General features: G+C 42.1%; 19 protein-coding genes and 5 tRNA genes. 12 read left to right on the top strand and 12 right to left on the bottom strand.

Annotated features, from left to right (window positions below):
- Positions 1-26 precede the first annotated feature (26 nt).
- Positions 27-608, bottom strand: a complete 582-nt coding sequence (locus tag D6V41_RS13035) for a DsrE family protein (RefSeq protein WP_241664543.1) — start codon at positions 606-608, stop codon at positions 27-29.
- 184 nt (positions 609-792) lie between these two features.
- On the opposite strand from D6V41_RS13035, the gene D6V41_RS13030 reads away from it, so the two are divergent.
- Entirely contained in the window at positions 793-1,038 is a 246-nt protein-coding gene (locus tag D6V41_RS13030) for a hypothetical protein (RefSeq protein ID WP_136251969.1), read from the top strand.
- Between the two features lie 106 nt (positions 1,039-1,144).
- Here the strand turns inward: D6V41_RS13030 and D6V41_RS13025 are convergent, their stop codons facing one another.
- Genes D6V41_RS13025 through D6V41_RS13015 form a run of 3 tightly spaced genes read right to left on the bottom strand, consistent with a single transcriptional unit; the run spans position 1,145 to position 4,382 of the window.
- Complete coding sequence (locus D6V41_RS13025) at positions 1,145-2,044, bottom strand: 3-keto-disaccharide hydrolase (protein WP_206663262.1); 900 nt, start codon at positions 2,042-2,044, stop codon at positions 1,145-1,147.
- A 20-nt stretch (positions 2,045-2,064) separates the two neighbouring features.
- Complete coding sequence (locus D6V41_RS13020; RefSeq protein ID WP_136251968.1) at positions 2,065-2,703, bottom strand: gluconate 2-dehydrogenase subunit 3 family protein; 639 nt, start codon at positions 2,701-2,703, stop codon at positions 2,065-2,067.
- On the bottom strand, positions 2,700-4,382 hold the full coding sequence (locus D6V41_RS13015; RefSeq protein ID WP_136251967.1) for a GMC oxidoreductase: 1,683 nt from the start codon (positions 4,380-4,382) through the stop codon (positions 2,700-2,702). Before D6V41_RS13015 ends, D6V41_RS13020 begins: the two co-directional genes overlap by 4 nt.
- Before the next feature lie 391 nt (positions 4,383-4,773).
- Between D6V41_RS13015 and D6V41_RS13010 the strand changes: the two genes are divergently transcribed.
- Positions 4,774-5,979 carry a hypothetical protein gene (locus D6V41_RS13010; protein WP_136251966.1) on the top strand — a complete coding sequence of 402 codons (1,206 nt, stop codon included), beginning with the start codon at positions 4,774-4,776 and terminating at the stop codon, positions 5,977-5,979.
- 17 nt (positions 5,980-5,996) lie between these two features.
- Positions 5,997-6,392 (top strand): hypothetical protein, encoded by a 396-nt coding sequence (locus D6V41_RS13005; RefSeq protein ID WP_136251965.1) that lies wholly within the window; start codon positions 5,997-5,999, stop codon positions 6,390-6,392.
- A 157-nt stretch (positions 6,393-6,549) separates the two neighbouring features.
- Here the strand turns inward: D6V41_RS13005 and D6V41_RS13000 are convergent, their stop codons facing one another.
- On the bottom strand, positions 6,550-7,326 hold the full coding sequence (locus tag D6V41_RS13000; protein ID WP_136251964.1) for a hypothetical protein: 777 nt from the start codon (positions 7,324-7,326) through the stop codon (positions 6,550-6,552).
- A 225-nt stretch (positions 7,327-7,551) separates the two neighbouring features.
- Between D6V41_RS13000 and D6V41_RS12995 the strand changes: the two genes are divergently transcribed.
- Positions 7,552-8,598: a PLP-dependent cysteine synthase family protein gene (locus D6V41_RS12995; RefSeq protein WP_136251963.1), complete on the top strand. Its 1,047-nt coding sequence runs from the start codon at positions 7,552-7,554 to the stop codon at positions 8,596-8,598.
- Between the two features lie 392 nt (positions 8,599-8,990).
- Positions 8,991-10,430 carry a sodium:proton antiporter NhaD gene (nhaD, locus tag D6V41_RS12990; protein WP_136251962.1) on the top strand — a complete coding sequence of 480 codons (1,440 nt, stop codon included), beginning with the start codon at positions 8,991-8,993 and terminating at the stop codon, positions 10,428-10,430.
- A gap of 24 nt (positions 10,431-10,454) precedes the next feature.
- Here the strand turns inward: nhaD and D6V41_RS12985 are convergent, their stop codons facing one another.
- The 4 genes from D6V41_RS12985 to D6V41_RS12970 form a co-directional block, all read right to left on the bottom strand.
- Positions 10,455-11,540: an SO_0444 family Cu/Zn efflux transporter gene (locus D6V41_RS12985; RefSeq protein WP_136251961.1), complete on the bottom strand. Its 1,086-nt coding sequence runs from the start codon at positions 11,538-11,540 to the stop codon at positions 10,455-10,457.
- A gap of 68 nt (positions 11,541-11,608) precedes the next feature.
- Entirely contained in the window at positions 11,609-12,154 is a 546-nt protein-coding gene (locus D6V41_RS18475; RefSeq protein ID WP_136251960.1) for a prepilin-type N-terminal cleavage/methylation domain-containing protein, read from the bottom strand.
- Between the two features lie 73 nt (positions 12,155-12,227).
- On the bottom strand, positions 12,228-12,983 hold the full coding sequence (locus tag D6V41_RS12975; RefSeq protein WP_136251959.1) for a class I SAM-dependent methyltransferase: 756 nt from the start codon (positions 12,981-12,983) through the stop codon (positions 12,228-12,230).
- 136 nt (positions 12,984-13,119) lie between these two features.
- Positions 13,120-13,410, bottom strand: coding sequence for a DUF3135 domain-containing protein (locus tag D6V41_RS12970; protein WP_168711033.1), 291 nt, complete (start codon positions 13,408-13,410; stop codon positions 13,120-13,122).
- A 572-nt stretch (positions 13,411-13,982) separates the two neighbouring features.
- On the opposite strand from D6V41_RS12970, the gene D6V41_RS12965 reads away from it, so the two are divergent.
- From D6V41_RS12965 to D6V41_RS12955, 3 genes are read left to right on the top strand one after another with little or no spacing between them, the layout of a single operon-like run.
- Positions 13,983-15,701 carry a potassium/proton antiporter gene (locus D6V41_RS12965; RefSeq protein ID WP_136251957.1) on the top strand — a complete coding sequence of 573 codons (1,719 nt, stop codon included), beginning with the start codon at positions 13,983-13,985 and terminating at the stop codon, positions 15,699-15,701.
- A gap of 58 nt (positions 15,702-15,759) precedes the next feature.
- Positions 15,760-17,301, top strand: a complete 1,542-nt coding sequence (locus tag D6V41_RS12960; protein WP_136251956.1) for a bifunctional metallophosphatase/5'-nucleotidase — start codon at positions 15,760-15,762, stop codon at positions 17,299-17,301.
- Positions 17,301-18,902 carry a diguanylate cyclase gene (locus tag D6V41_RS12955; protein WP_136251955.1) on the top strand — a complete coding sequence of 534 codons (1,602 nt, stop codon included), beginning with the start codon at positions 17,301-17,303 and terminating at the stop codon, positions 18,900-18,902. Before D6V41_RS12960 ends, D6V41_RS12955 begins: the two co-directional genes overlap by 1 nt.
- A 5-nt stretch (positions 18,903-18,907) precedes the next feature.
- On the opposite strand, the gene D6V41_RS12950 is transcribed toward D6V41_RS12955, so the two are convergent.
- From D6V41_RS12950 to D6V41_RS12940, 3 genes are all read right to left on the bottom strand, one after another.
- Positions 18,908-20,272 (bottom strand): MBL fold metallo-hydrolase, encoded by a 1,365-nt coding sequence (locus tag D6V41_RS12950; RefSeq protein WP_136251954.1) that lies wholly within the window; start codon positions 20,270-20,272, stop codon positions 18,908-18,910.
- Between the two features lie 465 nt (positions 20,273-20,737).
- A tRNA-Val gene (locus D6V41_RS12945) sits at positions 20,738-20,813 on the bottom strand.
- A gap of 27 nt (positions 20,814-20,840) precedes the next feature.
- Positions 20,841-20,916, bottom strand: a tRNA-Val gene (locus tag D6V41_RS12940).
- 417 nt (positions 20,917-21,333) lie between these two features.
- Here D6V41_RS12940 and gltX point away from each other — a divergent pair.
- The 4 genes from gltX to D6V41_RS12920 all read left to right on the top strand — a co-directional run bounded on the left by gltX (position 21,334) and on the right by D6V41_RS12920 (position 23,152).
- On the top strand, positions 21,334-22,743 hold the full coding sequence (gltX, locus tag D6V41_RS12935; protein ID WP_136251953.1) for a glutamate--tRNA ligase: 1,410 nt from the start codon (positions 21,334-21,336) through the stop codon (positions 22,741-22,743).
- Between the two features lie 86 nt (positions 22,744-22,829).
- Positions 22,830-22,905: transfer RNA gene (locus D6V41_RS12930), tRNA-Ala, on the top strand.
- A gap of 19 nt (positions 22,906-22,924) precedes the next feature.
- Positions 22,925-23,000 (top strand) — tRNA-Glu (locus tag D6V41_RS12925).
- Positions 23,001-23,076: 76 nt separating this feature from the next.
- Positions 23,077-23,152: transfer RNA gene (locus tag D6V41_RS12920), tRNA-Glu, on the top strand.
- Positions 23,153-23,169: the final 17 nt, after the last annotated feature.

Here is a 23,169-nt window from a genome sequence, read left to right as displayed (position 1 = left end):
CCCTTCTTATTGAGTGTGGAAATAAATTAAAACGGGTTTACCGTAAACCCTTGTTGTTGCAACAGTGCATGCGCTGTCATCGCTGAAAGCTCAACGCTTATCCCGTCTACCAGTTGATCGACCGATATCTCATAGGCCTTGGCCGTTTGACCGCATAAGATAATTCTAACGCCATTATCCATAAGACTTTGTAGCAAAGGGACATTCGCGTTATCTGTTTCATACACGCGGGCATAGATAGGACTTTTCAGTAAATCTATAGACGCTTTTCCATGCACGACCAGTACAAGTTCAATATTTTCTTTTGGCACACCCGAAGCGACATGCATATTGATAAAACGCGCCAAGCTATCGAACTTTCTGTTTACTTCTCCTGCTCCAGCGCCGGCGGCCACATCAAAGGCAATCTTAAATGTATCTCGACTACTCAGCGAAGCACTTGGCACTTTTGCATGTTTGCCAAAACCCTGAATCACCGGACCGTCTTCAAAACCGGGCAAATCCACCGCGTATGCGTTATTTTGTGTTAAAGCCAGTAGTAATAAAACTGCCAAAACACGGCTAAATGCAGTAACACCCGATAAGAAAGGCATTGTAAATATTTTCACATTTTCTCCTTAAATAAAAAGAATGATATCGGAGCCAACGTTTACTCTGGCTCGGCATACCCGATGCTAACGACATCAAATATTAAAGATTCGACGTTTTTTCTTTGTATGTTGCTGTAAACTAGGAAAATAAGAAAAACTGTCGTAATATTGCGACACTTGTTACAGAGTTTGAATAACACTTATGAAAATCAGCGCTGAAATTTCTTGCTATCCGCTCGATGACAATTATACCTCGATTGTACTGGCCTTTATTGAGCGTTTGCAAGACGATGAAAATTTAAGTGTGTCAGTGGGTAAAACCGCAACCTTTGTAACAGGAGACGCGGATTATCTTATGGCAAAGCTCGGTCGTGAGTTCACTTACACCTATCAGCAAGTAGGCCAGGCAGTGTTTGTATGTAAATTTATGAATCCTGGCACAATGTAATTACTCGCACGCCTTAGAAGCATTGTAAAATACTGAGTTACTTAAAATTATGAATTAAAAAAGAGAAACGCTACGGATGAAGATTATCCGTAGCGTTTTTTGCTTGTTATAGCTTCTTGATTCGAATGTTTCTAAACCAAACCGGATCGCTGTGATCCTGCAAACCGATGTAGCCGGATTCAGGCACCTGCGCCCAATTTTCGTTCAAGGCAGGGAATTTACTGACAGCTATCATCGCATTCCACTCGGGGGTATCCATTTCGTATTCCACCACCACTTCGCCATTTTGTATATGTTTGACTTTGCGGTCGCTCACATGAATTTCTACCTGATTCCACTGGCCAACGGGTGCTGCATTTTGTGGCTCTGCCGGAACCAGATCATAGAGCGAACCTGCCTGACGATTGCCATCTTTTCCCTTTGAAGCATCCGGATGGCCGTCGTTATCCAGAATTTGCATTTCTGGTGCGGTTTTCCAAATAAAATCGTACTCTTCGCTTTCTTCACCTAGGTAAAAAATGCCTGAATTACCCGCTGGCGAAATTTTCCATTCAAGTTTTAGAATAAAGTCACTATACGTTTCATCATATATAATATCGCCGCGATTTTCCTTCTGGGTATCGCTCATATTGGCTATACCCACCATGTGCAAAGTTCCGTTTTCGACTACCCAGTTAGGCGGAAAATCATCTCTGTTAAAGCCACGCCAGCCTTCAGTCGTTTTTCCATCAAATAAAAGCTGATAGCCTTGTTCGCGTTCTTCCTCGCTCAGGGTGTTCATTGCTTGCGAGGCTTGCTCAGTTTGCTGTTCTTGTGCGCTTGCATGAGCGTCACTATCGCTCACTTCCACTCTGCTTGAGCTACCAATATCAGTCTGATTTTCTGTACTTTCTGTACTTTGGCCCGCGTCACTGCATGCTCCTAACATGAGTGAGACACCGGCTAATGCCAGTGAATAAAAGGCAAGCGAAAAAACGGAATGTCGCTTAGATAATGATTGTTTCATCGTATTGATATTTCCTTTACTTAATTAATTGACCAAACGCGGGTGTTTTCGTCGATCGTCATATCGGCATCATAAGGACCGGGCACGGGCAAATAAGCGGTTACACTTTCACCAACTAACTCTGAATTGAAATAGCCCTCCAGCGTGAGTGCCCGCAAGTTAAACAGGAAGTGATACAAATGATAAATATCTTCTTTTCCTGCAGGTGCTTGGCTTAAATCAATCAACTTAAGCGTTTCCCACTTATCGCTTTCAGGCAGGTTATAAAGTGCCGAAATAAAGCTTACGCGCGCATCCTCACTTGCTTGACTGAAAGAAGCTCCTTGCTCTTCGCGAAATTGTTTTTGAACAAGAGATAATCCGCGTAAGAATTTCTCTTGTTCTTCTGCGCTCATTAACTTTGCGTAAACGGCATCGATAAAGGGCACAATCGCTACGTCTTGTGCACCTGGTAATTCTGCAGACTTAGGCAGAATTATGTGGGTCATTAATTCAATATCTTTTGCCTGATCGGCCTTTAAGAAGGCCAAATCCATAGCTTCGCCTTTGGCAACAGCAGCATATACGCGATTTGCTACACTCAATAAGCTTGAAGAAGCAAGTGCTACGCCTGAGCCTAGCATTAAAGTTTTTAAGGCATCGCGACGGCTCATATTCATATCAAATTCTCCCTGATTGCTTTAGCTGCGTAATTTGCAGCGCGAGCGGTGAAAGCCATGTAAGTCAATGAAGGGTTTTGACAGGCAGCAGAGGTCATAAATGCACCGTCAGTCACAAACACATTCGGCACCGCATGAATTTGATTGTGTTTATTGAGCACTGAGGTTTTAGGGTCATGCCCCATGCGTGCAGTGCCCATTTCATGGATCCCCAAACCCAGTCCATAAGAGTTTTCAAACACCTGAACATTTTTAAAGCCCGCTTTTTCAAATATGAGTTTGGATTGCTGCTTCATATCTTCTCGCATGGCAATTTCGTTTTGTTTAAGCTCGGCATTAAAGGTAATTGTTGGAATTCCCCATTTGTCGCGCTTGTCGAAATCGAGTTTCATATGATTGTCGTGGTGTGGCAATACTTCTCCAAAAGCCATCATGCCGATACGCCATGGACCGGGCTTCACTAGCTCCTGCTTAAGCGGTTCACCAATGCTTAGCTCTTTAATGCCTCTTGTCCAGTTTTCTCTACTTGCACTCCCTTGAAACCCATAGCCACGAATAAATTTATCTGATGCAGATTGTTCATCCATGTTACTAAAGCGCGGGATGTAAAAACCGGTAGGGCGTCTGCCCTTATAATATTTATTCTCATATTCAGGCACTTCTGCGCTTGCACCAATGCCAAGGTGATGATCCATAATATTATGACCTAGCTCTCCAGAATCATTCCCCATACCGTTAGGGAAGCGTTCTGAACGAGAGTTAAGTAAAATCGCGGTCGATGCCATGGCAGACGCACAAGAGAAAATGACGCGTGCATAAATGGTTGATTTTTCCATTGTCTCTGCATCAATAATATTGACACCTGTGGCTCGGCCGGTTTTATCATCATATTCAATTGAGTGAACAATGCTGTTGCTGCGAATGGTTAAATTTCCGGTTTTTTGCGCGGCAGGAAGCGTTGAGGTGATACTGCTAAAGTACGCGGCAAAGGGACAACCACGCGAACAGCGACTTCGATTTTGACAACGACCGCGTCCTTCAAAAGGGGTATCGTCGGAGATATGTGCAGTTCGGCCAATGGTCAACATATGAGAGGTATTCCAGGAGGCCATTTTCTGCTGCAATTCTTTTTCGACGACATTAAGCTCCCACGGCGTGAGAAATTCCCCATCTGGTATTTGCTCAATCCCGAGGTTTTGCCCCGACACACCAATAAACTTCTCAACTTTGTCGTACCAGGGCTTAATGTCGGCATAGCGGACGGGCCAATCAACACCTACGCCTTCTTTCTTATTGGCAGCAAAATCCAAATCTCCCATCCGGTAGCTTTGTCTGCCCCATGTGATAGAGCGGCCACCAAGATGATAACCTCGCATCCAATCAAAGCGCTTTTCTTCGTTGTAGGGATGCTCTAGATCATCCACGAACCAATGTGCCATGTCGGGATTAGTTGTGTAGCCTGTACGGGCTTGCTTGAATTGATTGATTCGTGTTTCAGGACGTGGACGACCCTTTAATTCGTAGTCCCACTTATCGTCCCACATGGTGGGATAGTCTTTTATGTGCTCAACTTTGCGACCGCGTTCAAGCACAATCGTTTTTAAACCATTTTCACAAAGTTCTTTGGCAGCCCATCCACCGGAGATACCGCTACCAATGACAATTGCGTCGTATTTCATAAGACTCTTCCGTATTTGTTGTGCGTCTGCGTCAATCTAGCGTTTTTGATATGACGCGTGCAAGCGAATAAGCACATAAGCTTATAATGCTTTTCACTCATTGTTTACACTTTACTTACATGAGCGTGACGTCGTTAAAACAAATTCAGCCTTCGGTAAAATAATTTCGGCGCGCTTTTGGCGCATTTCAAATTCATTGACAGATTTGTTTAAAAAGCATGCAAATAACACGCTTTGGACTATAGATTAAACGATTAAGTTCTTTGGTTACGCCACCTAAACTTAAAATACCGTGATTACCACCATGCAATTCGGCTTTAAAGGTTTATTTAAAGAAGGCTTACTCGTACACTTAAATCTGTTGTACGTAAAAAGCTATGATGGAAACATTTTGAATCTATACACCTACGCGCCAATATGCTTGCCACTTAACTGGCAATCAGAACTGTTAAGTGAAAAAAGTGAGCGTTTCAGACTGATCAAAACCTTGGTAAATGGTTCTAACAAAGTTGAGGACAACCCATGGCCGGTAGGTTACGGAAGCCTCTCTCATGATAATTTGCCGGTGCTGTATCAAGTCGCCGCTACAATTACGCTTTGTGAATTAGAACAGGAGGATGATGTTAAAAAAGCGCAACTTTATTGTTTTGATAATTGTTTGGCCGTACTGTTTATTCATTTTTATTTGCCACAATCTGCTGTCAATGCAAACAAGACCAAGCTTGTGGACGACGCTGCTATTTCAGCGCGCGTGGAAGCATTATCGAAACGTTACATTTCGCCCATTTGCGAGTCGCTTTACGCTTATAAGGGGGGGAGCAAACTGATAGCGCCAGCTAAATACACCTTTTTTAAGGATGACAGAAAAGATTTGGTCAGTGCCAAACCGCTTTGGGTGGCTCGTGCAATTTTAAAAGATAAGCAATGTGAAATGGACAAATATAAGCAGTGGCTTGAGAATATCGATGAATCTTCAGACATGCTCTTGCTCGGCTCAGGAAATTCGCTGATTTTAAATGCGCAAGATATTGTCGATGTTCACAGGGTAATGGTTTTGAGCCAGTTCCATGCAGCCTTAATGGCAAGAGTTGAAGAGATTTTAAAAAATACACTGCGAAATTTTAATGCGGCTTATTTTGACGCATCAGTAACAAAAGAGATTCGAAATGATCTCTGTTTACATCAACAACGAAATGATCATATTGAGTTCATTGGCATTCAATATTCAGCCGCTGGCGCGGGCATGCAAGGCAAACGTCGTTTGCTTTTTCAGCAGTTTGAGCATGCATGGCAGTTCTCTGAGCAACAATCGCGCATAGAGCAGTTATCTAATCTGATTCAGCAACGCTTAAATCGTTTGATGAACGAACAGTTTTCTCGACAAAATCGGGCTATACAAACGCTTTTGGCTTTTTTAGGTGCTCTGTCTTTGCTGGGATTGGTTGTCGATTTAGCGAGTTTACACGCTGATAGTGATCACGATAAAACCTACGGTATTTTGGATATTTTCCAGCTCGTAGCGACAGAAAATATTTTGAATATAACGATCATTGTAGTAGTTATCCTGACGCTTTATTTTTACCGAAACCACGAGTAAATGAGAATTTAAATTACATGACAAACAATCTTAAGGATATGCAAAACAACCGGCGAGTCCGGTACACATTTATTTTTGCTGCTAGCGGACTTGATTATTCAGCGGTACTGAAATTTATAGCACCCAAGTTAAGTGAACAGTTTGCTGGTGCTTGTTGCAATCCCATAGATGGTGTTTGGGCTGAGGATGGCAGTGAATTTAAGTCTGCCTACTCCCAAGGATGCGTAGAAGATGGAATGAAAATAGAAGTCAGCGTTCCTGTAGCCGACAGACAAAGCGCCTATGCTTTTTTAAAACGTTTACTTGGACTTGTTGAAAAGGAATTTATTCTTGGCATTAATTGGGTGCATGTTGAAGTTGAAGAAATCGAAGTGGCTCACTTTAGTCTACGTAATGAAAAGTCACTAACTTGAATATGTTAATCAATTTTTTTGCTATGAGCTAAGTGCTAAGTGCTAAGTGCCATTACTGTAAAGGCCTGGTAAATCAGAAAGGGTAGTTCTCCGATTTACCAAGCATTTGTTTTAATTGAAGTCATGCAAATGCTTGAACATGACTATAAATTCATTATCAACCGTCAATTGAGGCTGGAGCGCACATTCCTATACACGTACTCCAACCGGTAGTTGTCCAGTTGCTGTCATAATGGTAATAACGAAAAATAGTGAAGCTACCACCTGAAAATACCGCTAGCGTGGTTCCTCGGCCAGAACCTCCCCAGCGATTATAAGCATTTCGGTGCAGACGATTAAACATGCCGGCGTGACCACCACTTCGCAGTGCATTAAGATCATTTGCCGTCACGGTTATCACTTCAACCACTTCTTCGTCTTGTGGTTCATCCTCGTCATCATCGTTCATATTCAGCAAATCAGGCTGTGAGAGGGAAGGTCCATTTAATGACTCAGGATCCGTCTGCTCAATTGGCTCTCCGTTTAAAATAATATAATTGATTAGCAAGGTATAAAACTGCTTTTCGTCAAGCCCCAATTGACTCGCAATTTCGGCGTAATTGGCACGCAACAGTGAAGAATATTCATCTCTCAAAACCAATGGTATATCCTGAAAACTTGCCTGTAGTTGGTTTATTTGCAAACTGGCAGGGTGGTTTCTGATGTCGGTAGTATTTTCAAATACTGACAAGTTATCGTATCCTCTGGCAATCACCCCTAATTTACGGTAGAGCCCTATATCAACGCCCAGTTGCTCTGCTTTTAATTGGATATTCTGATTTTCTTTTAAACTCAAATTGGCTTTGAGTTTTCTGTCTTGAGCGTCGCTTGCAAAGCCTATAGTCGCAATAACTCCAAGACCAAATGCCAAATATATACCTTTAATCAATTTCATGCGTTTCCTGCCCTAGTGAATGAATTATTATTGGTGTAACTCTTTGATTTTGCCGGAAATGTTAAGCTATCACTCACTCTCAGTATTGTCAATAAGGTAATATTAGGAAGAGATTGTAGGCCAAAAGCCAAGCTTAGCTTTTACAAAAGAGGTGAGTATTCGACATTTTAAAAACGAAGGAAAACTGCTAACGTGAATAAAAAACAAGGGTTAAAATAAAATCATATGTCACGAGAGTGGGTCAAGCAGTCATTAACTAAAATTCAGGCAGACTTTCAACGCAGTGCAGATACGCATTTAATCAAATTGGAACTCTCAGCGTTTAAAAATGTGGATTTGTATTTAAAAGATGAAAGTATTCACCCCTCAGGTAGCTTAAAGCACCGATTAGCTCGCTCTTTGTATTTACATGCGCTGATTAGTGGCTGGATTGGTCCTGACACGCCAATTATTGAAAGTTCCTCAGGGAGTACGGCCGTATCGGAAGCATATTTTGCTAAACTCTTGGGCTTAACCTTTATTGCGGTGATGCCCAAAAGTACTGCCAAAAGTAAAATCAAACAGATTGAGTTTTATGGCGGCCAGTGTCACTTTGTAGAGCACACTCAGCAGATTTATGAAGAATCTGAAAAGCTTGCCCACGCATTAAACGGTCATTACATGAATCAGTTTGTCTATGCAGAACGAGCCACAGACTGGCGAGGCAATAACAATATTGCGAGCAGCATTTTTTCACAAATGGAAAAAGAAACGTTTCCTATTCCTGAGTGGATTGTTATGAGTGCAGGTACTGGAGGAACAAGTGCAACCATAGGGCGATATATTCGGTATAAAGGATACGATACAAAACTCCTTGTCGTTGACCCAGATGACTCAGCATTTTTTCCGTATTTTCAAAATAACGATGCTGGCATTACCACTAAAGGTAGCAGAATTGAAGGGATAGGGCGCCCTCGAGTAGAGCCATCGTTTATCGCTTCAGTGATTGACGAAATGCAGCATGTCCCCGATACACTAAGTGTTGCAACGATGCTCTATCTTGAGTCGGTGTTAGGGCGCAAGGTCGGTCCAAGTACGGGTACAAATGTTTTTGGCGCGATAACAAAAGCATTAAACATGGAAAAAGCAGGCTTAAAAGGAAGTATCGTCACCTTGCTGTGCGATAGCGGCGAGCGCTATTTAGATACTTACTACGATGCGGCTTGGATAGCGTCCAACATAGGTAACATTGATGAGGCGCGAAACCGTTTGCATTCAATACTTGAAAAATGATGACATCCTAGATCTTACAAAGCATGTTGATTGAAACATTTCTTTCGCTTCTAGATGGACTTAGCGGGCCACTTGGCGGTTTTATGGTAGGACTGGCTGGACATCTTTACGTGCATTAACACAAGTCGCGAAGCGCAGCTTAATAAATTGTATGAATTATCGTCATATGACTTATCAGACTAAAGTCACGCTTGATAAGCAAAGGCGTGAAGCGTATTCTCGCGACCATCTTAAAGCGAGTTAGCAAAGCAAGTTAAAACAGTTCTAACCTTATCCTTTCAAACTGCACGTTAGTCGCTTTGATAAAGTAAAAGCACGGTGAAAAAAAATTAAGTTATCATCTCGCGCTTTTTTAAGTGAGTCTTTTAATCAGCAAAGCGGAAAAGCAGCGCATGTTTATCAAAAACGGTCTATTAAGCACTTTATGTCTTATATTTTTACTCATTAGCCCAGAGGTTTTGGCTTCCGCAGGTTCGTACGATATTACGCACACCACAGCAAGCTTAGTATGTATTGCAATTTTTGTTTTTGCTTACATTCTTGTGATCCTCGAAGAAAAATTGCATTTAGCAAAATCAAAACCTGTTTTAGTTGCTGCGGGACTTATCTGGACAATTATTGCCTGGCAATATTCTTCATTGGGTTTGTCTGAGCAAAGCACTGAGGCATTTCGCCATGCACTGCTTGAGTTTGCGGAGCTTATGTTGTTTTTGCTGGTTGCGATGACTTATATCAATGCCTTGGAAGAAAGACGACTTTTTGATGGTTTACGAGAGTGGATGGTTGAAAAAGGATTTAGCTACCGGCAATTATTTTGGATTAGCGGTGCCCTGGCGTTTTTTATCTCTCCAATTGCAGATAACCTAACAACGGCACTTTTGCTATGTGCGGTAGTGATGAAAGTGGCTAATGGTGATAAAAAATTCATTGCTGTGAGCTGCGTGAATATCGTCGTTGCAGCAAATGCTGGCGGTGCCTTTAGTCCCTTTGGTGATATTACTACTCTGATGGTTTGGCAGGCTAATGTGGTGGAGTTTACAGAATTTTTGGCGCTGTTTTTCCCCGCAGCTGCTTCGTATTTGGTTCCGGCGCTTGCCATGTCATTTTTTCTTGAGAATAAAAAGCCGCACAACGCTGGTGAGGAAGTAGAACTCAAACGCGGCGCTATCCGAATATTACTTCTATTTTTACTGACCATTGCGACAGCTGTAGCACTTAAAACGGCGTTTGGACTGCCACCGGTGTTAGGCATGATGATGGGATTAGGATACTTACAGTTTTTTGGCTATTTTTTACGTGTCACACTGCCGGGCTCTTTGGCACGCAAGCGAGCGATGGCAGAACGGGAAGGGGACCTGGAGAAGTTAAATCGATTAGGTTCTGTAGTTCCGTTTGACGTTTTCAGTCGTGTTTCTCGTGCAGAATGGGACACCTTACTGTTTTTCTACGGGGTAGTCATGTGTGTAGGCGGACTTGGCTTTATAGGCTATCTGTCGATTATGTCAGATGTGCTGTACAACGGTTGGAACGCCACGGCTGCCAATATAACTCTGGGCGTTATTTCTGCAGTAATTGATAACATTCCAGTCATGTTTGCCGTGTTAACCATGATGCCAGAAATGTCTCACGGTCAGTGGTTGTTGATTACGCTAACGGCAGGTATTGGCGGTAGTTTGCTGTCGATAGGTTCGGCTGCAGGCGTTGCTTTAATGGGGCAAGCCAGAGGTTATTATACCTTTATGAGCCATTTAAAATGGACGCCAGTCATAGCACTTGGCTATGCAAGCGGTGTTGTCCTGCACTTGTACCTAAATTCACATCTTTTTACGTGATAAAAACATCAAGGCTAAAGGATTTTAGCCTTGATGTACTTCTTGCTTTTTCATCCAGCTCAGTGATGCCGACAACTGGTTTTTTAACATTAAAATGGCAAGTATAATCGCGCTCGCTGTATATATCCCCTGCAAAGATGAATGCTCATGTGCATGTGGCAAGGTGTTTGGTAAGGTCCATTCGAAGGTACTAAAGCCCCAATTGAGTAAATAACCTAGACCAATACTTGAGCTTATTACCGCAAATAGATAAAGCATGAGCGTGCGTTTGCCCATTTCTTTGCTGATCATACCCATTGTAGAAACATTTGTTGCCGGGCCTGCAAGCATAAATACAAGTATGGCGCCCGGTGATACACCCGCGGCCAAAAAACCGAGTGCTATAGGCGTGGAAGCGGTTGCGCAGATATACATTGGAATGCCAATTAATGCCATAATCAACATGGCAAGAAATCCATCACCCCAACTACTTAAAAAGTCTGTTGGAACGAAGGTCTTAATTATCGCTGCCATACCCAAGCCGATTAATAACCATACCGTGATATCTTTAAGCAGTTTACCGGCAGAAAAACTCAATACGTCTTTAGTTTTGGTTAGAATCGATTGCGTTTTTTCAGTATGACTTTCGCAACAAGAAGAAACGGTTTTGGCTTTATTAGCGCAACAAGATGTCTCAGTGAGAGACTGATGTGGGCTTTCGTCACCCAAAAACTTGACTAACAAGCCTGCGTAAATTGCACTAAAGATTGCAGCAAAGGGGCGGACTATTGCAAACACTGGCCCTAGTAAGGCATAAGAAACGGACACTGAATCAACACCTGTTTCAGGCGTTGCCACTAAAAACGAAATCGTCGACGATTTACTTACCCCGCTGCGTCTTAAGCCTAAAGCCGCAGGAATGACGCCGCAGGAACATAAAGGCAAAGGCGCCCCAATAACTGCAGCTTTTCCAATCGCGCTAAGTGAATCTGTACCCATGTGTCGATTCAGCAAAGAAACTGGCACAAGCTCATGCATAATCCCTGCGACGAGTAAGCCGAGCAGTAACCATGGCGCTGACTCAATGAATAAAGCGATAAAGTTGCCAGACAAGTCGAGAAAGATGTTCATGTTGCCTCAGAAGCTAACGAAACTCATGACTTAAGTATAACATGAACAGTCGTCAGCGATCGAAGGTCTCAACACCCAGAAGTGGATTTACCGATAAGTGGGGTGTCACTGTCGTTCAGATTGACATAGTGTACGCTGCATAAATCGTCAATTGCGTATCCTTCAGGCCAAATCACAGCGGCAAGCCCGGTCAGCACAATACCTCCATCGATAGTAATTGAACTAGTGTTGCCGGCTCCGCAAAGGGGCTTGTCGCAATTGTCTGATACGCCCCATGAGTTATAAACCCCTCTGTCTATAATATGTCTGAGTGTTTCATCCCAGTGCGCTTTCGGGTAACCATTCACAATATTGATATTTATACCGGCATCAACGCTTAGCGATTGTTCACCCTTGTTCAGGCCATCGATAAGTGCTTTGGCGTAAACCATTTGGCTAACCTGCTTAAGGTCAGCTTCAACGGAATTGAGCACCGCAATGGTGGCATCGCTTTTCATATCAATAAATCGTGGAGCGGCCACCGTAGCCAAGATACCAAGAATTACAATTACAATGATAAGTTCGATTAGCGTAAAGCCGTTTAAAACCTTATAAGACTTTTTGAAATAATGCATCTGAATGCAACCCGTGTTTGCGTATTTAAAAGCAATATTTCTCTATCGGCAAATTGAGAGGAAAAATTTAGTTTTATCCTGCATTCTTTACAGCAATAATATGGTCCTGATTTGATGTTAGCTTTTTTAGCTCCAATGGATTTCGCCATCTTCCCAAGTAAAGATCTTCAATCGAGAGTCGATGCTTTTTATATAGCCCCTCGACAAAATCTTTGTTAAACGCGATTGCTACTTCAGGATTTTTAGGATTATCTGTATAAGAATTTTCTCGATATAGCTTAAATGCTCTTTTGCTTTTGCCTTGATCGATCAATTTTATCGTGGCTTCATCAATCAGAAAGTAGGTAATAAAGCACTTACCACCCGGTTTGAGCATGCGGCTGATTTCTGACAAATAATTGTCAATATCTTCACTATGCATATGGGTAAACACCGATGTGAGGTAAATAAAGTCAAAAGAAGCTTCTTTGTATTTAAACTTATAATTTTTTGCTTTCCTGAAGCTAAATTTATTGTACGCTTTATTGAAAACATTGATGTGTTCAAAGCGAGCATTCGGATATTTGTGATAAGTTGATTTGAGCCATTTAATAAACGGCTTCATGATATCTACGCCGGTATAACTACCATTTCTTAAAAAAGGGACAACAGCGCTGGCAATACGTCCGTTTCCCGCCCCAATTTCAAGGACATGAGATTCTGGTGTTAATCCAGCTTCATTTATAAATGCTTCAAGGTGTTGTCGTCCTATACTAATGAAATTCCGCGCAGTGTATTTCATTATTTGAAATTGTGGAGGCGGCAATAAACTTTTATCAAATTCTAGCATGCAGGAAGTCTTGTAGGCACAACGGCTCTTATAAATGTGAGAAAATTATTATTACTAGCGGGGCTCGTAGAAACTGTTTTCGTAAAGTTTTTAAAATTCAAAATACCAAACTATAACTAGTTAATCAATGTTCCAGTTACTCTCGATAATAAGACCTACGCCCGCAAAACTGATTAAGCTCATGATTAAGCTTGTTGAATGATTCGTGCATCATTTTGCTAATTTCCATATAGGCGCGATAAGGTTTGTCTTTGTTGATTTGCCGTTTTGCATCTATCTGGAATTGAAGTCCCCTCAGACGCCGCTGCGATTTTTCAGGTGCCTTAGAAATTAGTTTTTCAATTTCACGTTTTCTTAGCTGTTCAAACGCTTGTGGGTCGGTCTTATAGAGTTCGCTAAGGTGATCAAAATCTAAATTTGTTGACATACTACTTCTCCTTGTCAAAGCGAATACATAGAGGTATTGCGATTTCGGAATTGTCACACGTTTCGCAATTAGTGTGATTTTAAACATCAATTAGTCCATTTGCATAAAATGTGCCTTTAATAAACTGATTTAAAATCAGTAGGTTAAAAATCATAAAGCCTGATTTGTAAAAAATATCGACATGAGAATAAAATTCCCGGAGGCACTAACTAAATGAATACTAAGCAATTAATGTAAAAATAGCTCGAAAATGTCAGGAATAGCTTATAGGCACTTTAGTCATATCTGTTAAATGAGATTACTCTGGTTTTAAAGGCTTTCAAAAACTAAAGTCAATAATTCGAAAGTCGACTTGACCAAATTAATTCATAGCGCATAGTAAGGCTATATTGTTTTTAATTTATTCGCCTCTTTAATAAATGAATTAGTCAGTAGATATATTGCCGAAGGCTTCATGCGCATATTTCTTATCATTGTCTTAATCATAGCAGTCACTACTGCGGCTTGATTGCACCTCTTTATCAAAACGAGTTTTAGGAAAAATGATTTCACATATTACAGGCGAGCACTAAATGTTTTTAATAGACCAACTTATTTTACTTGCTGCCGTTCTTATTTTACTTGGCATCTTATCAAGTCAATTATCGGCTAGGGTTGGTCTGCCTGTTCTTGTTCTGTTTTTGCTGGTTGGCATGCTAGCTGGTGAGGATGGCCCAGGCGGGATTATGTTTGACAATGCTGAAGCTGCTCATGCATTAGGCACCCTCGCGCTTGCCATGATACTCTTTGACGGCGGCTTGCAGACGCCTTTCAAATCAATAAAAAAGGTGTGGAAGCCCGCCTCTGCGCTAGCAACCTTCGGTGTATTAATTACGGGTGCTATCACTGGAGTTGCCGCTGCCCATATTCTTAATCTTCCTTTGTTGCACGGTATGTTAATTGGCGCAATCGTTGGTTCCACTGACGCTGCTGCCGTATTTTCCCTGCTACGAAATGCTGGTATTCATTTAGAGAAAAAGCTTAAATCAACGCTTGAGATTGAAAGTGCGTCAAACGACCCGATGGCAATATTCCTGACGGTCGGTTTATTGGAAATTTTAGTCAACGACATGAAGCCGGGCGTTCAATTGTTGGCCTTATTTGCTTCTCAAATGGGCTTTGGTGCATTTTTCGGTGTGCTTATCGGTTGGCTTTCGGTCAAGCTTATTAATAAAGTCGAACTTTCGGCCGCTGGTTTATACCCGGTGTTGGTTTCAGCGTGTGGCTTACTATCGTTTGGAATAACAGCTTATGTAGGCGGAAGCGGCTTTTTAGCAGTGTTTATAAGCGGTACTGTTATTGGTAATAGCCGATTTGTCGCCCGAAAAAACACCTTTTTGTTCCATGATGGTTTAGCCTGGCTGAGCCAAATAACTATGTTTGTTGTTTTAGGACTATTAATTACACCATCTTCTCTTGTCGATGTCTGGTTAGAAGGACTTGTCATTGCGCTGGTGTTAATTTTTATCGCAAGGCCTTTAGCCGTAAGTCCGATCCTTGCCTTGTTTGGCTTTAAATGGAGAGAGATAAGCTTAATCTCTTGGGTGGGTTTGCGAGGCTCAGTCCCCATTATTCTAGCAATATTCCCATATATCTTTGGTCTGCCTGGAGCAGCCTTGATTTTTAATGTGGTGTTCTTCGTTGTGTTGATTTCCGCAACTGTGCAAGGTTCTACTTTGGCGCTTATGGCGAGAAGCTTAAAGTTAACCTTGCCGCCGCCTGCAAGCTCAGCCGCTACTTTAGAGATTATGTCTTTAAAAGATGTTGATGCTGACATCGTGGAATTTGTTCTGAATGAGAAGTCTCGGGCTATTGGGCGACGTTTGGCACAACTTGCTTTGCCAGAAAGTGCAGTGGTCGCCATGATAACGCGCGATAGTAAAATTATCGCACCACGAGGCTCGACGCTTTTACAGGCGGGTGATCATTTATTCATTGTACTTAAGCCAGCTAACAGGCCGTTTGTAGATAGTGTATTTTCAGCAAAATCCAAGAAAAAACACCGTCAAATTTTATTAAAAGAACTACAGGTAAAAGCAAGTACGAAAGTTGCAGATCTTTCGCATTCGTATAATGTGCAAATAGTGTTACCAAGCGACGAAACGCTGGAAGAACTGATAAAGTTGACCTTGTCTGATGGTATTGAAGTCGGCAAAAGCGTAAAACTTGATAATCTTGAGCTCAGTGTTAGAGAGATGCTGGATAATAGAATTATAACCGTTGGCGTTAAAATTAGAGAAAAGATGCTTTGATGTTTTATTCATTGTTTTATGTGCCTGGCCGTTAAAAAGGAAACAGAGGAAGCGCTTAATGAAATATAAAGGTATTGTTGGTATTTTACTTGTTGTGATCTGCGCACTATTTCAAGTGAATCAAGTATCACAGGCAAGTACAGGCACGATTATATTTGCTGCTGACATGCCAGACATTTTTGATACAAGATACGGTAAATATCCTCAGTTAAAGACATTGATCAAAAATGTTTCCCAAACATCAGGCGAGCAGACTTTTTTTGTGTTCGGAGGTGGTTCGCTTGGACCCAGCGCCATGTCAGCTTTCGACAAAGGCTCTCACATTATTGATATATTAAACACACTTGAGCCAGATGTAATGGGCGTGACCAAGCGGGAGTTTAGTTATCTTACTGATGAGTTATCCTTAAGAGCCTATGAGTCCGCTTTTCCTATTGTGACAAGTAATATTAAGGATTTGAGGATAGACGAAACGCCAGATGGACTTCAGAGCCTCGCGTTGATTGAAAAAAACGGCATCTCATTAGGCTTTATTTCAATTATCAATTCACGCTTAAATGAAGAGTATCTCGTCACTAATATTCGGGTTCAACCGCCTGAGGAAAGTCTGAAACAGGCATCATACAAACTCAGAAAAATGGGTGCTGATATTGTGCTGCTTCATTATTCATTTCCTTTTGACTTTGTTCCTGAGATGGTTGATAGCGGCATGATAAATTTGGCTTTTCTTTCTGATACGCGTCTGCAGGCACAGTATCGTAAAGAAGTTACGGAACATCCTAAAATTTTGCTGTTAGATGAGCCCGGAAGAGCCTTAAAAGCCCAGTTTGCGTTTGAAGAAACATTTAAATTGATTGACGTCGAATCCATTGATCTTAACAGCTTGGCTGCTGACGATGAAACCGCAAAGCTGGTTGTCAATTATCAATCTCGATTAGCAGGGCTTCTCAATGAGCCTATAGGCAAATGGCACGGAGATTACTCAACAAGACGTGAGGACGTCAGAGGAGGCGAGAACGCTTTTGCCAATTACATCGCTGATGCTATGAAGTTTTTTGCCGACACTGACATTGCAATTTTAAATGGTGGTAGCATACGAGGGGATAAATATTATACGGATAACACGCTCATTTTACGTAAAGATATTGCCAGTGAACTACCTTTCAGGTCGCGATTACGAGTGTTAAAGGTAAACGGCGAAGAAATTCGGCAAACACTTGAAGCCGGATTGGCTAATCTCGATGATTTGAAAGGTGGCTTTCCTCATGTCTCAGGTATGAAAGTTTTTTATGATAGTGAAAAACCGCCTGGAGAACGCGTTGTGCAGGTCAATATAAAAGGGCGTCCACTAGCGATGGACGAGTCTTATACGCTGGCAAGTACAGATTATTTAGCCTCTGGAGGGGATAACTATTGGCCGCTTAGGTCAGCCGAGGCGAGTAATGATTTGCAAACGCTTGAAACCATTCTAATTGTTGACTTGGTTGTAAGGGCCATTTCTAACCAAGGCAAGCTCAAAAGTAAGATTGATCAGCGAATGGTTGATATTGCCTTATCTAATAATTCGTCTGAATCTACATTATCAACAAAACAAAATTAATGAATAAAACAAAGAAAAGAACCGTTTTTACCTTTATTTATGCGCAATTAAGCGTGCTTATTCTGTTTGCTTTTGTGACGAGTTTTACCCTGGTTCGTCTACTAGATGTGCGAGACAATCTTTCTATGTTAAGCGAGCAAGCTATCCCACAACTATCTTACGCTGCCTCTTTTAACAGTAAAATACAAATGCTGGCTACTCAAAGCAGTATGCTGGCTGGCGCACAAAATGAGCCCGCCAGACGCTTGGTCATGCATAAGATAAATATACTGTTTGACCAGTTAGATGATTTATCGCAAAACAATGTCTCAAAGGATCCGTTTGTAAAAAAACAGGTTGATATTATCTCAAATGAAATCAACGATCTAAACGCTTTGATTAAAGAACAACTGTCTTTGCAAAACACATTGACTTCAAATATCAATAAGCTCACTCAAGCAATTTTAAATAGCGTTTCTGGAACGGTATCAAATGGTATTGACGCCCCTTTGAAACGTCAGCTCACTGATCTTCTTCTTACCCTTCTTGAGCTTGAAAAAGAATCGCGTCTTAGCAGTGTAAGACAATTGGCTCTTGACTTAAAACAAATACAAATAGCAATTACAGCGCAGATGCTTAAAACAGACGACGAGCCAGAGGCAGCGTTCTTACCTGAGATAATTGAAATCGAAGCCATTATTGAGCAGAAGATTGAGCTTTTGCTTTTAAATGGACGTTTAAGAGGCAGAGATAGCTTTGTGAGAAGTCTTATTTCTGATTTAGCCAGTAATCTTGAGTATCATACTGAGTTGTTGAGCCAAGACGTTTTAAATGCATCTAGTGAAGCTTCAAAGCGCATAGCCAAGCAGACTCAGCTCGCTATTGTATTTGGTGTATTGGCAACGCTCATAACCATCTCTATTCTTGTGTTCCTTTACAAACGCTTTGTTGTGCGTCTTTTGTCATTGACTCGGCAAATTGATGCAGCAAGGCACAAAGGTGAAGGACAAATATCAATTGACGGTTCAGACGAAATTTCGCATTTGGCGACAGTATTTTCACAGTATGTGAGAAAAGTGAATAAGCAGGAAAAAGTGCTATTAGAACTGTCTTATAAAGACTCTCTGACGGGAATACCAAATAGGCGAGCCTTCGAAATACGACTGTTTGATGCGCTTGCTCAGGCGAAAAGAAGCAATCTGCCTTTAAGTATAGTGATGGCGGATGTGGACTTTTTCAAAGCCTTTAATGATGCATATGGACATACCGAAGGTGATGTGTGCTTAAAACGTGTGGCAAAAACCCTTCAGCAAACCATGACTCGAGAGACTGATTTTTGTGCCCGATATGGAGGCGAAGAATTTATCTGCATTTTGACCGATACAGACCTTGAAGGAGCGAAAGTCATCGCAGAACAAATCCATACTGCTATTAAATCGCTGAAAATTCCTCATAGTGGCAGTCAGATAAATGAATTTCTGACTTTAAGTCTTGGTTTTGCAACCTTCACGCAACTAAACAGCGCACAGCTCTCCTCTAAGGACATTGTCAATGAGGCGGATAGAGCACTGTACGCTGCGAAAAAGAACGGCCGAAATCAAAGCTATTTTCTGACCGTGTAATACTATCAATTAACTACAGGATAATCCTTGCTTTGCCATGCACCCATTGAACCAAGAAAAACTCTTACGTTGTCAAACTTATTGGCTCGAAAATATGCCGCAGCAATCGTTGCTCGCATACCACTGGCACACATAGTAATTAGCTTAGCATTCGTAGACAAACCATCTTTCTTTTTTGCTAGATGACCTAAAAAGATATGTTCACTATTTTCGATGTGGCCGCCCTCGTATTCGTTGACTTTTCGCACATCAAGAATGTTGTAATCTTCTTTTAGCAGCGACCTAACTTCCTGTGCGTTGGTCAGTTTCAGCGTCGAGAACTCATGCCCATTGGCTGCTAGCATTGCCATGTTTGCTGAAAAGTAGTGGTTGACATTATCAAACCCAATGCGTGAGAAGTGCAGCGCCGCAAGGCTTGCCATTTTTTGATCATCACCGATGATGATTATCTTATCGTCTGGTGAAAATAGCCAACCTGCGTAGGAAGTAATAAAATCGATTGGTAAGGCGTAGCTGCCTGGAACGTGAGCGCCGATAAAACTCTCAATTGGCCTCACATCGACCAAAATAAAGCCATCCGCCTGTAGTTTTTTAAGCTTTTCAATTGTCAGCGAAGCTACACACGAAAAATCAGTATGCGCGCTTGCACCCTCCAGATTAAGGCGTTCCATTTTTGAAAAGTAGGGGGGCTTATAGTGATGCTCTTCAACTTTTTGCTTAATAAATTCATCACGTTCACTTATTCCCATAAGCGGATTATTTGCAACTTCATGCTGAACACTTGAAAATTCTCGCTCCGCCATGCCGTCGCCACATACAGAACCTGCGCCATGCGCCGGGTATATAAGTGCATTAGCTGCTTTGTTTTTAATTTTTTGTAGGCTATCAAACATCAAGCCTGCAACATGCTCGCTTTCATCGGGATAAAAGTCTGTTCTGCCCACGTCGCCTACAAATAGGGTATCGCCCGTAAAAATGGCTACCGGACCTTGGTTGAAATCCTCATCGAAGAGCAAAATGCAGATGCTGTCTTTGGTATGGCCCGGTGTTTCTATAATTTCCAGCAAAATCTTTCCAACTATAATCTGACAACCTTCTGTAACGGTTTTTGCATAGGCAACCTCGCCATCGGCGTTAGGTCCATGTAAGACTTCTGCATTCACTGTTTCTGCCAGTATGGGCGCGCCACTAAGCAAATCTTCATTTCGGTGTGTTTCAATTATATGCGTGATATCGCATTCGTTTTGTTTAGCCAGTTTGATGTATTGACTAATATCTCGTCGTGGATCGATCACAAACGCTTTGTTTTCTGAGCCGACAAAATAAGATAAGTGCGCAAGACCGGGTGTTTTTATCGTTTCAATAAACATAGAGTTGTCCTCGCTTTTTTCGTAAATACACAATTTGTAAAGACGCAATTTGTTAAGACAGTATTCGTAGAAACATTCAATAGTCGAATGTATTAATAATCTGAAATTGAATTATCTTTTTGGATAAATCACGGGTGCAAAAACGAGACCAGTTGACCTGGTAGTGAAAAAAACGTGGAGGGGAGGAGGAACAACGGATCCAGCATGGTTATTTGTGAGATGGGTAAGCCAAGTCAGTAAGCTTTGTAGATGTTTCAAGTTAATTTGAATTAATTTCAGGTTAATTTTTACTAAATATGACTTTAAATTAAGAAACTGCGGTTCGTCACGGTTTGATTGAACCAGTCTCGCCATGCATATCTGATAATGTGTAAAAAAGAGGAGTGGTGGACGCTACTGCGGTTCGTCACGGTGTGATTGAAGCAGTCTCGCCATGCATAACAGATAATGTGTAAAAAAGAGGGGTGGTGGACGCTACTGGGCTTGAACCAGTGACCCTCGCCTTGTAAGGGCGATGCTCTCCCAACTGAGCTAAGCGTCCATTGTATTGATTTAATTGAAGAAAAGGTGGTGGACGCTACTGGGCTTGAACCAGTGACCCTCGCCTTGTAAGGGCGATGCTCTCCCAACTGAGCTAAGCGTCCGATAATTTTCTTTCAAGCCACGGGCTTAAACCAGTGACTCTCGCCTTTCTTTTGTAAAAGGCGGTGATGCTCGCTCTTCTTCCCAACTGAGCTAAGCGTCCGAATTTCCATAAACCTGTCGAGCACCTTTTGATACTCAACAAGTGGAGCGGTATTATAGAGTTGAGCTTTAAAGTGTCAACATCAAATTGCATAAAATACGCTTAAGCGAAGAAATTTTCTCCAATTAGGAGATATCAGCCAGGCTGAAAAGCACAAATCAGGCGCCTTTACTCTTTTTTGCTACGGAACTGCGCATATTTATGTTGCTATCAAAATGTCGCTAAAAAAAGAATATCAGGCTCAGTCTTTTTGTTGACGCATTAAACCGTTAAACTACGCGCCATCATTTGTTACTAATAACTATTAGGAAAATCAATGTCAGTTGTAACCCGTTTTGCTCCCAGTCCAACCGGCTATTTGCATGTTGGTGGTGCCCGTACCGCACTTTACTCGTGGCTTTATGCAAAAAGCCAAGGTGGTAAATTTGTCTTACGAATTGAAGATACGGACGTAGAGCGTTCAACTGAACAAGCCAAACAAGCCATACTGGACGGCATGAAATGGTTAGGACTTGAGCATGACGAAGGGCCATACTATCAAACAGAGCGCTTTGATAAATATAATCAGTATATCGACAAGTTATTAGAGCAAGGGCTCGCTTACCGATGCTATATGAAAAGTGACGAGTTGGATAAAATTCGTGAAGAGCAGGAAAAACGCGGTGAGAAACCAAGATACCCGGGAACATGGCGAGATAGAACCGATTATCCTGAGAACGAAGCCTTTGCAATTCGCTTTAAAAACCCGAAAGAGGGCGAGGTGGTGTTTAAAGATCATGTGCGAGGCGAAATTCGTATTTCTAATACAGAACTCGATGATTTGGTTATTCGCCGTTCAGATGGCACACCCACCTATAATTTTTGCGTTGTTATAGATGATTGGGAAATGGGTATCACACATGTCGTGCGCGGCGAAGACCACATTAACAACACGCCTCGTCAAATCAACATCCTCAAAGCGCTAGGCGCGCCTGTGCCTGAATATGCCCATGTTTCCATGATATTGGGTGACGACGGTAAGAAATTGTCTAAGCGGCATGGCGCGGTAAGCGTGATGCAATATCGAGATGATGGATTTTTGCCACAAGCAGTACTAAATTATTTGGTCCGTTTGGGTTGGTCACATGGCGACCAAGAGATTTTTTCTGTAGACGAGATGATTGATTTATTTAGTCTGGATCATATCAGTAAGTCAGCCAGCGCATTTAACACAGAAAAACTGATTTGGTTAAACCAGCATTACATTAAAACGCTACCCGCGTCAGAGGTCGCAGAACACGCAAAATGGCATTTTGATGAGCAAAAGATTGATGTTCGCAATGGGCCGGCACTTGAAGACGTGATTAAGGTGCAGGCAGAACGTGTTGACACCTTAAAAGAACTGGCAGAAATCAGTCGTTATTTTTATGAGGATTTTGAAGAGTTTGATGCTAATGCAGCAAAAAAACATTTACGTCCAGTGGCAAAGGAGTGTCTTGTAGCTGTGCGTGACGCTCTTAATGAAGTAGGGGAGTGGAACAGTGCAAATATCCAAAATGCGATCAATAACACCGCTGAAAAATTAGGCCTTGGAATGGGGAAAGTGGGCATGCCCTTAAGAGTGGCAGCAACAGGCTCAGGTAACTCACCATCGCTTGATGTGACCTTGGTGTTGTTAAAACAATCGAAGGTCGCACAAAGAATCGACAAAGCGATCGAATTTATTGAAAAACGCGAAAATTCTTAAAAAAAACCGTTGACTTGCGGGGGGGGGATGTCTAGAATGCGCCCCGCTGTCAAGGAACTGTAGCGAGTATTACAGCTCCAGAGACTGGGGCTATAGCTCAGCTGGGAGAGCGCTTGCATGGCATGCAAGAGGTCGGCGGTTCGATCCCGCCTAGCTCCACCACGACAACGAATGAATTGTTGTCCCCTTCGTCTAGAGGCCTAGGACACCGCCCTTTCACGGCGGTAACAGGGGTTCGAATCCCCTAGGGGACGCCATTTTCTCAGTGGCCCATGAAAATAATTGAGACCTTGGTAAAGGTAAAATACATGTTCTAGGAACAGAAAAGCTTCTGTCCCCTTCGTCTAGAGGCCTAGGACACCGCCCTTTCACGGCGGTAACAGGGGTTCGAATCCCCTAGGGGACGCCATACACATCAAAGCCACC

The organism is Ningiella ruwaisensis (assembly GCF_004798935.1).
Classification (GTDB): Bacteria; Pseudomonadota; Gammaproteobacteria; order Enterobacterales; family Alteromonadaceae; genus Glaciecola; species Glaciecola ruwaisensis.
Note: the sequence above shows the minus strand (reverse complement) of the source record. Positions and strands in the feature narration are given on the sequence as shown.

Bases quoted from the DNA above. Each gene is read 5' to 3' on its own strand.
- D6V41_RS12975 (WP_136251959.1), bottom strand. From the start codon at position 12,983: ATGCTAGAATTTGATAAAAGTTTATTGCCGCCTCCACAATTTCAAATA.
- D6V41_RS13025 (WP_206663262.1), bottom strand. From the start codon at position 2,044: ATGAAACAATCATTATCTAAGCGACATTCCGTTTTTTCGCTTGCCTTT.
- D6V41_RS13015 (WP_136251967.1), bottom strand. From the start codon at position 4,382: ATGAAATACGACGCAATTGTCATTGGTAGCGGTATCTCCGGTGGATGG.
- D6V41_RS12965 (WP_136251957.1), top strand. From the start codon at position 13,983: ATGTTTTTAATAGACCAACTTATTTTACTTGCTGCCGTTCTTATTTTA.
- D6V41_RS18475 (WP_136251960.1), bottom strand. From the start codon at position 12,154: ATGCATTATTTCAAAAAGTCTTATAAGGTTTTAAACGGCTTTACGCTA.
- D6V41_RS12955 (WP_136251955.1), top strand. From the start codon at position 17,301: ATGAATAAAACAAAGAAAAGAACCGTTTTTACCTTTATTTATGCGCAA.
- D6V41_RS12995 (WP_136251963.1), top strand. From the start codon at position 7,552: ATGTCACGAGAGTGGGTCAAGCAGTCATTAACTAAAATTCAGGCAGAC.
- D6V41_RS12985 (WP_136251961.1), bottom strand. From the start codon at position 11,540: ATGAACATCTTTCTCGACTTGTCTGGCAACTTTATCGCTTTATTCATT.
- D6V41_RS12950 (WP_136251954.1), bottom strand. From the start codon at position 20,272: ATGTTTATTGAAACGATAAAAACACCCGGTCTTGCGCACTTATCTTAT.
- D6V41_RS13030 (WP_136251969.1), top strand. From the start codon at position 793: ATGAAAATCAGCGCTGAAATTTCTTGCTATCCGCTCGATGACAATTAT.
- nhaD (WP_136251962.1), top strand. From the start codon at position 8,991: ATGTTTATCAAAAACGGTCTATTAAGCACTTTATGTCTTATATTTTTA.
- D6V41_RS12960 (WP_136251956.1), top strand. From the start codon at position 15,760: ATGAAATATAAAGGTATTGTTGGTATTTTACTTGTTGTGATCTGCGCA.
- D6V41_RS13020 (WP_136251968.1), bottom strand. From the start codon at position 2,703: ATGAATATGAGCCGTCGCGATGCCTTAAAAACTTTAATGCTAGGCTCA.
- D6V41_RS12970 (WP_168711033.1), bottom strand. From the start codon at position 13,410: ATGTCAACAAATTTAGATTTTGATCACCTTAGCGAACTCTATAAGACC.
- gltX (WP_136251953.1), top strand. From the start codon at position 21,334: ATGTCAGTTGTAACCCGTTTTGCTCCCAGTCCAACCGGCTATTTGCAT.
- D6V41_RS13000 (WP_136251964.1), bottom strand. From the start codon at position 7,326: ATGAAATTGATTAAAGGTATATATTTGGCATTTGGTCTTGGAGTTATT.
- D6V41_RS13005 (WP_136251965.1), top strand. From the start codon at position 5,997: ATGACAAACAATCTTAAGGATATGCAAAACAACCGGCGAGTCCGGTAC.